The organism is Wenyingzhuangia gracilariae (assembly GCF_056387575.1).
Map to the genome: position 1 here is coordinate 1,313,425 of NZ_CM150748.1, position 12,860 is coordinate 1,326,284.

A 12,860-nucleotide genomic window follows, 5' to 3' on the forward strand; every position below is an offset into this window, starting at 1 on the left:
TTGTGAGGCTTTTTTTATTTGATATTTACGCGAATTTAGTAGAATCTATTTGTCTAAACAGAACTCTTTTACTTCTAAAATTCCATCTTTTGGTATTTGATGCAAATGCATGTTTCCAATTCGTACACGAATCAATCTTAGAACAGGAAACCCAACAGCAGAAAACATTTTTCTTACTTGTCTAAACTTTCCTTCTGTAATAACAATACTTGCCCAGCTTGTAGGTCCATGCCGATCATCTCTTACTTTTTTTCTTCTATAAGGTAGATTTAAGGGAATATTTATACAATTAGCAGCACATGGTAAAGTTTGGTATTTTTTTCCGTCTACTCCTATTTCTACTCCTTTTCTAAGTATCTCAATAGCTGCTTGATCAATAATACCATCTAGCTGTACATAATATTCTTTTTCTACACTTTTAGAACGTACTCTTTCACTTTCTTTACCATCAGTTGTTAAAAGCAACAAACCTTCACTAGGTTCATCTAACCGACCAATTGCCATTGTTTGATTAGGTACTGTATATAAATGACCTAAAAACTTTTTTTTATGAGCATTTTTTTCGGCACTTGTAAATTGAGAAATGTATCCGTATGGTTTGTGTATTAAAAAATGTCTGTGCATTTAGATGTAAATTATTTAGACAAGGATTTTTTACAAAACCTCTTCTATTTTATCTGTAGGTCTTGCTATTACCGCTTTATTATGATGAACAACAATTGGTCTCTCAATTAATTTTGGGTTTTGTACCATTGCTGTTATTATTTCAGTGTCAGTTAACTCTTTTCCTTTGAATTCTGTTTTCCAAACAGCTTCTGTTTTTCGAACCAATTCTATAGGTTTAATTCCTAATTGACTTATAACTTCTGTTAACGTTTCAACAGTAAAGTTATCTTCTAAATATTTTACCACTTCAAAATCTAGATGTTTAGCTTCTAAAAAAGCAACTCCTTGTCTGCTTTTTGTACAACGTGGATTGTGATATATTTTGATCATTTTACTTTTGTATTACAATTCATTTTTAGTTTCTGGTTGTCCTGCCTTCATTAAATATGATTTTAAGAAACCGTCAATATCTCCATTCATAACTGCATCTACATTTCCTGTTTCGTAAGCAGTTCTAACATCTTTTACCAACTTATAAGGATGCATTACATAGTTGCGTATTTGAGATCCAAAATCTATTTTCATTTTATTGGCTTCAATTTCAGTACGAGCGGCCATTTTCTTTTGCAATTCTAATTCATACAATTGAGATTTTAACAATTGCATCGCTTTGGTTTTATTGTCTAACTGAGAACGTGTTTCTGAATTTTCAATAATAATTCCCGTAGGGTGGTGACGTAAACGAACCGCTGTTTCTACCTTGTTTACATTTTGTCCACCTGCACCACTAGCCCTCATAGTTTCAAATGTATATTCTGATGGGTCTATTTTAATTTCAATTGAATCATCTACCAAAGGATAAACATATACAGAAGCAAATGATGTATGTCTTTTTGCATTGCTATCAAACGGAGAAATTCTTACCAATCTATGTACTCCGTTTTCACCTTTTAAATATCCAAAAGCAAACTCTCCTTCTATCTCAATTGTTACGGTTTTAATTCCGGCTGTATCACCATCTTGTAAGTTTAGTTCTTTAATTTTAAAACCTTGTTTGTTACACCACATGGTGTACATACGTAATAGCATAGAAGCCCAATCGCAACTTTCTGTTCCTCCTGCTCCTGCAGTAATTTGCAATACAGCACTCATTTCGTCTCCCTCTTCAGAAAGCATATTTCTAAATTCTATGTCTTCTATTATGCTTAAGGTTTGTTCTTCAAGTTCATTTACTTCCTCTTCTGTTGCTTCGCCTTCTTTATAAAACTCTAACGTAACACCTAAATCATCTACAAGAGTTTGAGCATTTTTATAATCTGCTACCCATTTTTTTAAACCTCTTAAAACTTTCATGTGTGCTTCTGCTTCTTTTGGATTATTCCAAAAATCAGGAGCTAAAGATTTTTCTTCTTGATTGGCAATTTCAATCAGTTTTTTATCAATCTCTAAATATTCTTTTAACTTGGCCACTCTATTAGCCAATTTGTGTAGTTGTTCTTGAGTAATCATATAACAAAGGTATGAAAGCTTGATTATGGGTACAAAAAAAGAGGCTCTAAAGCCTCTTTTTTTGATTTTATTTTTTCAACTATTAATAACGAGAAGCTCTGTAATCTTTAATTTCTACGTTTTCTTTTAACGCTGTAAACAATTGTCTAGACACTACTGATTTTAACTGATCAGAAGCACCTTCTACATTTGCTTTTGCTTCTTCTTTAGTTGGTTGGTTTACAGATTTAGTTACTACTGCAAATACTCCTTTATTTCCTACTATTTCTTTTACCAAACTATTTGATGCTGTTACAGAAGCTGTACTTACAACGGCTGGTTCTATTCCTACAGATGGAATTGTAGGAGCTCCTACAGTTACATTGCTAAAAGAACTTACTTCTACATTGTTTGCTTTTGCTATAGCTTCTAAACTATTCGCTTCCATTTTTGCTTTTAAAATAGCGGCTTTCTTTTCTTTTATTAAAATAGGTTCTACTTGACTAAATGCTGTTGTAGCAGATTTTAATCCTTTCTTTTGTTTTCCTGATAAGCTAACTACAGCATATCCTTTTTCATCTAAATCAAAACGTTTGGTTGCATTTAATTCTGTTTCTTCATCAAAAGCCCACTTTACAATTCTTCTGTTTTCTCCTACAGATCCAACATATACATCCATGGCTTTTAATCCGTTTACAGGACTAATAGCATATCCTTTTTCTTTTGCCAAAGTTTCAAAATCTTCTCCGTTTCTTAATGCATTTGCAAACAATTCAGCTTGTTCAAAAGTTTTGTTTTCTGTAGTTTCAGAGGCTTCTATTTTTCTTGAAATAGTAGCTAACTTATAAGCTTGATTGAAGTCTTTTTGATTTTCTATTTTAATAATGTGGTATCCAAAATTAGTTCTAACAACCCCCATGTCACCTTTATTGTTCTCAAAACAAAAATCTCTAAATTCTGGAACCATACTTCTGTATGCAAACCATCCTAAATCTCCTCCTTTAGATGCAGAACCTGGGTCTACAGAGTAGTTTTCTGCTAAGGTTGCAAATTTTCTTGGAGATTTTTTTACTACGTTTAAAATACTGTCTGCCAATTTTTGAGCATCAGCCATAGTTCTTGTAGTATTTTGTTGTGCACTTTGAGCTCCAACAAAACTGATTAAAATATGACTTGCTTTTACAGAATCAGGTAATTTTTGGGTATCTATAATTTTAGTCAATTTGTAATACTTGGAAAACTTGTAAGGACCTACAATTGTTCCTGATTGTCCGTTTTTAATTTCTTCTTTAATTACCGTTGGAATTTCACTTTCTTTTTGAAATCTATTCTCTACAGGTAAATCAGACCCTACCTCATCAGCAAATAAATAAGCATCTTTTGTGTTCTTAAATCCTTTTACAACTTCTGTTGATTTAGAAATTTTATTATACTCTTCTTTATCTTCTATTAACTTGGCTAAGTTCTGCTTAATTTCTTCCTCATCTTCTTTAGAAGCTTGAAAAGAAAACTTTACCAATTTAACATCTCTTGTTTCTTCTGTTTCATATAGACTAGCATGTTCTTTAATGTAGTTTGATACTTCATCTTTAGTTACTTTAACCTCTGTATTTGCTACAGATTCAAAAGGAAGATATACATAGTCTGCTGTTACTTTTGTGTTATTCAACACATAATCATTTACTGCTTCTTGTTCTTGAACAGTAACACCTACATTTATTAATTCGTTATATGCTTGAGTTAATAAATTTTGCTTTACAGCTTTTTCATAATTCAACCATCCTTGTAAGCTAGTTCTACCGTTTTCAGACTTATCTGCTTCTAAATTAGCAATGTATTCTTTTAGTAAATCTTCATCAAAAACACCTTGAGCATTTTTAAATTGAGGAGAGTTTGTTACTTGTGGGCTTGTAATAATAGATTGCCATATTTCGCCTTCTCCTACAATAACCCCTGCTTCTTCTAGTTTAGATTCGTAAATTTTTTCACTTACTAGTTGATTCCAAACCATATTTTCTATAGTTAAAGCACCATAAGATGATTGCCCTCCTTGAGCTTTAGCATTTTCTACTCTAGTTGCAAATTCTTTGTAAGTAATTTCTTTACCATTTACTTCTCCTATAATATCGCTATTCTTATTGCTAAAAAAGTCGATAATATCTTTTGGACTTACTACGAACGAAAACATCGCTAAACCAATAACGATGATTAAAAATCCTGAACGATCTCTGATTTTTGATAATATTGCCATTTATTATGTGTAATTATTTTTGATTGTCCGCTAAAATACAATTTCAATTGATATCAGAAAACAAAAAGAAAGGAATTAAAAGAAAAAAACTTACTCTGTTCCGTAATTAGATTTTAGATACACTTCTTCTATATGAGTATTGCTTACTTTTATAATTTTAATGTATAAATTATTCATTACAAACTCTTCTCCTAATTGAGGAATATCTTCTATGCTTTCTATAATATACCCTCCTAAAGTTTCGTAAGATTCCGATTTTGGAATATTTAATTCGTAAGCTTCATTTAAATAGTTTACCTCTAATCTTGCAGATAAATGATATTCATTTTCACTAATTTTTTCATCTGTTAAGGCTATTTTATCGTGCTCATCTTCTATTTCACCAAACAATTCTTCTATTATATCTTCTACTGTAATTACTCCCGATGTTCCTCCGTACTCATCTATAACGACAGCAATACTTCTTCGTTTTTTGGTCATTACATTTAAAACATCATTAATCAGCATAGATTCTGGTATGTATTCTACAGGCAACAGTACCGATTTTATGTTTTTGGGTAATTTAAACATTTCAAAAGCATGTACATATCCAACAATATCATCTAACGATGTTTTGTAGATTAAAATTTTAGAAAAACCAGTGTCGCCAAATCTTTGTTTTAGTTTACTTACTCTTTCATGAATTTCAACTGCTTCAATATCGGTTCTTGGCACCATAATTTCTCTGGCTTTTACCGAATTAAAGCTCAATGCGTTTTGAAAAATCTGAATTTCAGAATCTATAACATCATCACTTTTACCTGTTTCTAATTGTTTATCTATATAATGTCCTAATTCCTCTTTACTAAAGTCCGATTCTTCTTCATCGTCTTTGGTGTTAAAAAATAATTTTAACAATCCGTCTGATATGTTTTTTATAACTCCAGAAATAGGATAAAAAAACAGATAAAAAATATAGGCTGGAAATGCAAAAAAGCGCAAGGTTTCGTTGGCATACACTCTAAAAATGGCTTTGGGTAAAAACTCTGCCGTTACTAAAATTACCAACGTTGATATAATTGTTTGTACCAATAAAGAACTATTAAATGGTTCTGGCAAAGCAGCCACTAATTTAATTCCCATATAATAACTATAAATAACCAACGCTATATTGTTACCTACCAACATAGTGGTAATAAAACGTGATGATTTTTGTGTTAATCTACTTAACAATCTAGAGGCTAATCCTTCCTTTTTCTTTTCTAAAGCAACTTGCAATTTATTAGAAGATACGAAAGCAATTTCTAACCCAGAAAAAAAGGCAGATAGTAATATTGAAATGATAATAATGAGAAATTCTATATCCATTGAGTTTATTTTTCCATTCGCCTATTTCTAAATTTACGTTTAAAAATAAACATAAAAAAAGCCAAAGCAGCCATAAATAAAGAAACATAAGATTTTTGTCTATCGGTATTCCAATTGGTAAACACTTCTACCACAAACACAATTCCTACCACTAAATATGCCCACGCAATAATTTTTGAAAATTTATTCATTTTTTTCTTTTTGATTATCTACAATAAAGTTACCGTTTGTATTATTTAAAATCCAATTATTTAAATTCCCATCAGATTCAAAACCAACTCCATGCAAAGTGTCTTTTTCTGTAAACAAAGTAAACGGAGTACTTGTAAAAAAATACTGTTCTTTTTGATCCCAATACATTTGCTCTGAATTTAGCGTAGCGTTTTTCTGATGATTGATAACAACAACATTTCCTATAATTTCTGAAAAATGGGTTGCATCATAACTAATTGCATAATCTCCTGTAACAGTTACAGAATCTCTAGTAATCCTATCTATGGTAACTATTTTTACTCCCTTAGGAAATTCAGAATAAGGGTTTAGTTTTCTATTGGTATAATCCCACAGTACAGGTGCTATTAACCTGCTTGTTACCCTACCTGAATCTTTATATACATGGTGTATATTTTCTGCAACTCCAATAGGTAAGTTTTGATCTGCTAAAAAATCGTTTATTTCTTTTGATGAGTTTTTACAACTCAAAAAAAAGATCATTATAAACACATATAACAATGGATACTTTAAATATAATGTACAATTCTTTTTTAGTTGCATGCTCTATAAAATGTAGTACAAATATATAATTATAAATTCTAATGGTTTCTATTCTTTTACAAACTAGCTCATAAAAAAAGCCAAAGAAATATCTTTGGCTTTTATCTATTGTAAAGTGTACTTATTATGGTACTCTAACTGTTTCATTAATCCAACATTTAACCGTATAGTTATCTCCAGATTTTAATCCTAACTCGTTGTTAAACACTAATTTTTTACTTGGTTGATTTGCTTTATAAGATCTTGCTAAGTTTGCTGCATACACCCCAATACTTGGATCTACTCTACCTGCTTTTAAAGCATAACTTTCTGCAACTACATAAGTCATACGTTTTTCAAACTCATCTTTACCACAGTTATTTGCTGCTCCTGCATAAGATGTTGCTATTAACGTGTAAGCTCTACCTAAGTTAGGCTTAACAGCAATGGCTTTTTTAGCATATGTTACTGCTTTGGCTGTTTGTCCTCTCTTTTTAAAGATATTGGCTACTTTTAATAAGTTTTTACCTTTTTTAGTAGGATCTGTTTCTTGAGCAATTGCTTTTTCAAAAAACTCAATAGCTTTCACTGTTTCTCCTTTATCCATTAAAATACCAGCATACAATACTGATGCTTCTGGTGATGGATTTACTTCTTGATATTGACCAACCAACTCTGCATACAACGGATCTTGTGTACAGTCTTTTTTAAACATACGGTTAATAGCTCTTGTTAACCATTGCACATCTGTTTTGTGTCCTTCGTACTCTTGTTTGTATAAAGGTATTAAATAATCACATGTAGAAATTTCTTCTATTTTTTTATCTAAAATTCCTTCTACTTGCCCTAATGCTTTAGAGTTTTGACTACTAATTTTTAATTTTCTTTTTTCTGATGATATTAATGTTTGACCAGCATCTTCTTTAGCTTGTAATTCTTGTACAATTTCTAAATATCCTTCTACTTTTTTATTAATTGCCTCTACAGTAACATCATATGTATTAAATACCAACTGTAAGTTATGGTCTTTATTTTTTTCTACAACTGCATTAAAGAAATAAATAATAGAACCCACACCTAACTTTGTAGGATCTATTTTAAAAGCCTGCTCATAGTGGCTGTAGATTTCTTGTTTATCTCCTTCTGTATCTACTAAAAAATCTGCATAATCACTATGTGCCTTAGCTGGGTCTACATTAGGGTAGAATTCAAAACGTTTTTTAAACAATTTGTTTCCTAAAGCAATCACTTTTGTTTTTTGCTCTCCTGTAGCTGTTTTTAACATTGTGTTAATTAAACCTCCACCATATTTATAAATATTGGCTGTTAAATTGGCACAGTTGTCTAAACTGTATTCTAAATTTTTTAACGCCGATTCGTAATTTTTTGTTTTAATGTCTGTTTTTAACATGTTGTACTTTAACGCACAATCATCTTGTGCCTGTACCGTTAAAATAAAAACCGAAAATAAGGTTGTAATTAGTGTGATTAGTTTTGTTTTCATTATGATTATTATTAGTCAATTACTCGTTTGTTAAACCATTTATCCGAAAGTGAGAAATCTATTCCCACATTAAAGTATTCTTCTTGATAGTTGTTTTTAGAAACATCTCCTACTCTACCCAATTCAAAAGATAAATTTAAGTAGGATATTCTTTTTCCTACAGGTAAACCAAATCCAAAAGACATGCCAAGATTTTTTACACTGTTGTTGTTCAATACCAAACCTGTATTTTCATATTTTAAACCAGCTCTATAAGCCACTCTGTTAAAATAGTTTTTAAGAGCATATTTTTTAGGAATGATGTAACCTCCTAAACTTATTTTGTTTGATGCTTCATAAGAAACAGAATTTCCTTGAGATGGTGATAATGTTTGACTAAACACTTTACCTGAGTAAGATATTGCACTCTGATTTTGATAAGAACCTCCTAAAAACCAGTGATTCTTTTCACCCAAACCTACTCCAAATACCGACGTAAAAGGATTGCTTTTAGATCCGCTTATTTGTTGTTGTTGAGTTGTATTACTTATAGCTCCAAAAATATTTTTTTCTCCCTCAACTGCTTCATAAAACTTTGTATCTCCAGTTGCTGTAATATCATATGCTAAAACACCTGTAGCTCCTATTGTTGCCTCTAACTTTTCGGAAACTTTATAAGTATACTCCGCTCCTAACTTTACAGAAGTTCCAGAAACATTGTAATTTTGGTCATAGACTGTTGCTTGACTTACATCTTTAAAAGCTTGTTTTTTTTCTGTCTTTCCAAAATATTTACTTAGTTGTCCTCCTAATGATAATCCTTCAATAACTTCGTATCCCAAAGATATATATACCTGATTTACTCCTCCATTGCTATAATCGTAAGACGTTTTATTATCTACTTCAAAACCAACTGCAGAATTTGCTCTTAACCCTACAAGTAAACCTCCTTTTCTACCTAAAGGAATTCCCAAAGATAGGTTTGATAATGAAATACTACTTGAAGAAAAATTACTCTTGTTGGTTTCTACATTTGCTCCTAATACATCTAACGAAACAGAAAAAGAAGTCAATTGTAAATGACTTAACAATGCTGGGTTGGCTATAGAAACTACCTCTTGTGTATTGTTATTAATCACAGACAAATCTCCTTGTGCTTTTTCGGCAACGGTTGCTTCTGAAAATACGGTTCCTAAACCATAATTAGAAAGTAAAGAAGATACTTGTTTTTCTTGCGCGTATAGACAAGATAAAAAAATGGATATAAAATATATTAAGACACTATTTTTGCTTTGCTTCATCTGTATTTTGATATGTTAGAACCTCATTTAATCCTTCTAACAGAAAATTTGGGTTGACAAATATGCTATTTTTTAATTGCTTATACAAGAATTTCGCATCTCCTCCTGTTAATATTATATTAACAATCCCGTATTTTTGTTTATAAGAGTTAATCGCTCCTTCTATCTCAAACACTATACCATTTAAAACACCACTATACATAGAGTCTTCTGTAGTTGTTCCTTCTAACGCCACAACATCTTGTTTTACAAATAATTGAGGTAATTTTTTAGTAAACACATGCATACTTTTAAACCTCATTTGTATTCCTGGAGAAATAGCACCTCCTAAGTAGTTTCCTTGTTTATCTATAAAATCGTAGGTAAGACAGGTTCCGGCATCTATCACCAAACAGTTTTTTTTAGGGTACTGATTATATGCAGCCATAACCAAAGCAATTCTATCTACTCCTAACGTGTTGGGTGTTTTATATAAATTGTTAAAAGGAACTGGAGTTTTATATGTTAAAACGACTTTGTTTTGAATGGGTAAAGAATTAAAAAGATCTAAAATTTTATCGGTTACAGAAGAAACAATAACAGACTTAAAAGTATAAACTTTACACCAATCTTTTAGGTGAATTGCACAAACCTCAAAACTAACTTGCTTATAATCAACAAGCTTATTTTGATTATATACAGCAAGCTTTACAAGCGAATTTCCTTCATCAATAATTAAATGCATACCCTGATTAATTTCTTTCTCAAAGATAACAACATTTTTTATTCAAAAAGTTTGCAAAACATTAAAAAGGTTATATATTTGCAACCGCTAAGTTAAGCATGGTGCCTTAGCTCAGTTGGTAGAGCAAAGGACTGAAAATCCTTGTGTCCCTGGTTCGATTCCTGGAGGCACCACATTAAAAACCACAACTTAATTGTTGTGGTTTTTCTGTTTTTATAGTATCTTGTTATATAAAAATGCACTTTTTATACATACTTCAAAGCAAACAACTCAACAGGTTTTATATTGATGAAACTTCTGACATCAATTTTAGATTACAATTACACCTAAATAAAAAGTTCCCAAAAGCATTTACAGCCAAAGCTAATGACTGGCAAATAGCTCTAACTTTTAAAACAAAGGACAAAACTGAAGCTATATATCTTGAAAATTTTATAAAACGAATGAAGAGTAAAAAATTTATCTATAAAATTATTGACAATCAACATATCTTGCCTGATATTCTAAATAAAAAATAGTCCTGGTTCTCCCGATGCTTCGGGACTGGAGGCACCACATTAAAAACCACAACTTAATTGTTGTGGTTTTTCTGTTTTATATATATCAATAACAAAAGATATAAATCAATACGTTTTTGGTGCAGATTTTGATAAATAAATACTATCAAAATAATATTATGAAATTTCAATTACTACTAGCCTTACTACTCTCCTCTTTACTAAGTTTTTCTCAAGAAAACCAACCTCAATGGTTAGATATAATGCTCAAAAATTATGAATATCCTTACAAAGTTAAACACCTACCTGTAAAAACACAACAACAAGAATTACAGATGGCTTACATGGATATTCATCCACAAAAAGAAAACGGAAAAACCATTGTGCTTTTACATGGTAAAAATTTTAACGGTGCTTATTGGCAAACTACTATTGAATCTTTAACAACCGAAGGATACCGAGTAATTGTTCCAGATCAAATTGGATTTGGAAAATCTTCTAAGCCAAATACTTTTCAATATTCTTTTCAAGAATTGGCCAAAAACACAAAATTACTATTAGATCACCTTAATATTTCTAAAACAGCAGTTTTAGGACACTCCATGGGAGGAATGCTGGCCACCAGATTTGCATTAATGTACCCTAAGGTTACCGAAAAATTAATTTTAGAAAACCCTATTGGTTTAGAAGATTGGAAACTAGTTGTTCCTTATAAAACCGTAGATTGGTGGTATCAACTAGAGTTAAAAAAAACAGCTGACAAAATAAAATCATACCAACTAGAAAATTATTACGATGGTAAATGGAAACAAGAATACAACCAATGGGTACATCTTTTAGCGGGCTGGACCTTAAATTCTGAATATCCTAAAATAGCATGGAACGCTGCCCTAACCTATGATATGATTTTTACACAACCTGTGCTATACGAATTTAAAAACATAAAATGCCCTACGCTATTAATTATCGGTACTAGAGATAGAACTGCTTTGGGAAAACCATTAGTTTCAGAAAAAACTAGAAGTAAAATGGGACTTTACAACAAGCTAGGCAAACAAACTCAACAAAAAATTCCGAACTGCGAATTGGTAGAAATAAAAAACATTGGTCATTTACCACATATAGAAAGTTTTCCTAAATTTATAAAACCTTTAAAATTGTTTTTAGAAAAAGAATAAATAGCTAGAAATATTATATTTGCTCCACTCCATAAAAACAAATAAGAAATGAAAGCATATCCTATTAAATTCACCCCTATTTTAAAAGAACGTATTTGGGGAGGAACAAAACTAATTGATGCTTTTAAAAAACAATCTAATAAAAATAATATTGGTGAAAGTTGGGAAATTTCAGATGTAAAAGGAGATGTATCTGTAGTTGCTAATGGTCCTTTGCAAGGAAAATCTTTAAAAGATTTAATAAAAACATATAAAGAAGATTTTGTAGGGAATAAAGTATACAAACAATTTGGAAACGATTTTCCTATTCTTATCAAATTTATTGATGCCAAAACTCCACTTTCTATACAAATACACCCTAGTAATGAATTGGCCAAAGAACGTCATAATTCTTTTGGAAAAAATGAAATGTGGTATGTTATGGATGTTGACAATGATGGAGAATTAATTGTAGGTTTTAACAAATTAGTAACCCAACAAGAATACATAGAACACGTAAATAACGGAACTGTTTTAGATATTTTAAATACCGAAAAAGTTGAACCTGGAGACACTTTTTACATTCCAACAGGTAGAGTCCATGCTATTGGTGCTGGAACGGTAATTGCAGAAATTCAACAAACATCAGACATTACCTACAGAATTTATGATTACGAACGTGTAGATACCACCACAGGAAAGCAACGCGAACTGCACACAGATTTGGCCGTAGATGCTATTGATTATAATGTTGCAGATCATTATAAAACATCATACAACTTAATAGAAAACAAATCTACAACTTTAGTACACTCTCCTTACTTTAACACTAATATTATTAAATTAACAGATAAAGTAACCAAAGACTATTCTCTATTAGATTCTTTTGTAATATATATGTGTGTAGAAGGTAGCTTTACTATAGAATGTAATCAAAATGATAGTCTTGTAAACAAAGGCGAAACAATTTTGCTACCAGCTACAACTCAAAAAATTAATCTTATTTCTAAAAATGCCACAGTACTAGAAGTAAGTTTATAAAACACTTACTTAAATAAACTCTATACACCTTAGCGTTTGTTTTTCTCATTTCCCTTCTTTAAAACAACAATTAGCCATAAATACACATTTACATAATGTTATACTAACAAAAACATTGTTTTTACCAAACAATGTTAATAATACAGTGTTCTACAGTTAACTTTTTTTAAACAGCAATCCTTTTTATTTGCAGCAAACAAAATTTAACTTAA

Annotated in this window: 13 protein-coding genes and 1 tRNA gene; 4 read left to right on the plus strand and 10 right to left on the minus strand. The window is 30.8% G+C overall.

Annotated elements, in window-relative coordinates; all coding sequences use genetic code 11:
* Positions 1–45: 45 nt before the first annotated feature.
* The 10 genes from ACY2IJ_RS05715 to ACY2IJ_RS05760 all read right to left on the minus strand — a co-directional run bounded on the left by ACY2IJ_RS05715 (position 46) and on the right by ACY2IJ_RS05760 (position 9,953).
* Positions 46–624: a pseudouridine synthase gene (locus ACY2IJ_RS05715; RefSeq protein WP_476726195.1), complete on the minus strand. Its 579-nt coding sequence runs from the start codon at positions 622–624 to the stop codon at positions 46–48.
* A 30-nt stretch (positions 625–654) separates the two neighbouring features.
* A complete protein-coding gene (gene arsC / locus ACY2IJ_RS05720) occupies positions 655–996 on the minus strand; it encodes an arsenate reductase (glutaredoxin) (RefSeq protein ID WP_476726196.1) in 342 nt (113 codons plus the stop codon).
* Positions 997–1,008: 12 nt separating this feature from the next.
* The gene (prfB, locus tag ACY2IJ_RS05725; protein ID WP_476726197.1) at positions 1,009–2,115 is read right to left on the minus strand and encodes a peptide chain release factor 2; all 1,107 of its coding nucleotides are present in this window, start codon (positions 2,113–2,115) and stop codon (positions 1,009–1,011) included.
* 82 nt (positions 2,116–2,197) lie between these two features.
* Entirely contained in the window at positions 2,198–4,345 is a 2,148-nt protein-coding gene (locus ACY2IJ_RS05730; protein WP_476726198.1) for a peptidylprolyl isomerase, read from the minus strand.
* Positions 4,346–4,435: 90 nt separating this feature from the next.
* Positions 4,436–5,692, minus strand: a complete 1,257-nt coding sequence (locus tag ACY2IJ_RS05735) for a hemolysin family protein (RefSeq protein WP_476726199.1) — start codon at positions 5,690–5,692, stop codon at positions 4,436–4,438.
* Positions 5,693–5,697: 5 nt separating this feature from the next.
* Positions 5,698–5,883, minus strand: coding sequence for a hypothetical protein (locus tag ACY2IJ_RS05740; protein ID WP_476726200.1), 186 nt, complete (start codon positions 5,881–5,883; stop codon positions 5,698–5,700).
* Positions 5,876–6,466: an LPS export ABC transporter periplasmic protein LptC gene (gene lptC / locus ACY2IJ_RS05745; protein ID WP_476726201.1), complete on the minus strand. Its 591-nt coding sequence runs from the start codon at positions 6,464–6,466 to the stop codon at positions 5,876–5,878. The genes ACY2IJ_RS05740 and lptC overlap by 8 nt, the downstream gene beginning before the upstream one ends.
* 124 nt (positions 6,467–6,590) lie before the next feature.
* On the minus strand, positions 6,591–7,949 hold the full coding sequence (locus tag ACY2IJ_RS05750; protein WP_476726202.1) for a hypothetical protein: 1,359 nt from the start codon (positions 7,947–7,949) through the stop codon (positions 6,591–6,593).
* 11 nt (positions 7,950–7,960) lie between these two features.
* Positions 7,961–9,229, minus strand: coding sequence for a BamG family beta-barrel-assembly machinery protein (gene bamG, locus ACY2IJ_RS05755; protein WP_476726203.1), 1,269 nt, complete (start codon positions 9,227–9,229; stop codon positions 7,961–7,963).
* Positions 9,210–9,953, minus strand: a complete 744-nt coding sequence (locus ACY2IJ_RS05760) for a type III pantothenate kinase (protein WP_476726204.1) — start codon at positions 9,951–9,953, stop codon at positions 9,210–9,212. Before ACY2IJ_RS05760 ends, bamG begins: the two co-directional genes overlap by 20 nt.
* A gap of 100 nt (positions 9,954–10,053) precedes the next feature.
* On the opposite strand from ACY2IJ_RS05760, the gene ACY2IJ_RS05765 reads away from it, so the two are divergent.
* The 4 genes from ACY2IJ_RS05765 to ACY2IJ_RS05780 all read left to right on the plus strand — a co-directional run bounded on the left by ACY2IJ_RS05765 (position 10,054) and on the right by ACY2IJ_RS05780 (position 12,648).
* Positions 10,054–10,126: transfer RNA gene (locus tag ACY2IJ_RS05765), tRNA-Phe, on the plus strand.
* 63 nt (positions 10,127–10,189) lie between these two features.
* On the plus strand, positions 10,190–10,471 hold the full coding sequence (locus tag ACY2IJ_RS05770) for a GIY-YIG nuclease family protein (RefSeq protein ID WP_476726205.1): 282 nt from the start codon (positions 10,190–10,192) through the stop codon (positions 10,469–10,471).
* Positions 10,472–10,629: 158 nt separating this feature from the next.
* Complete coding sequence (locus tag ACY2IJ_RS05775) at positions 10,630–11,628, plus strand: alpha/beta fold hydrolase (protein ID WP_476726206.1); 999 nt, start codon at positions 10,630–10,632, stop codon at positions 11,626–11,628.
* A gap of 48 nt (positions 11,629–11,676) precedes the next feature.
* The gene (locus ACY2IJ_RS05780; protein ID WP_476726207.1) at positions 11,677–12,648 is read left to right on the plus strand and encodes a type I phosphomannose isomerase catalytic subunit; all 972 of its coding nucleotides are present in this window, start codon (positions 11,677–11,679) and stop codon (positions 12,646–12,648) included.
* The last annotated feature ends 212 nt before the right edge of the window (positions 12,649–12,860 follow it).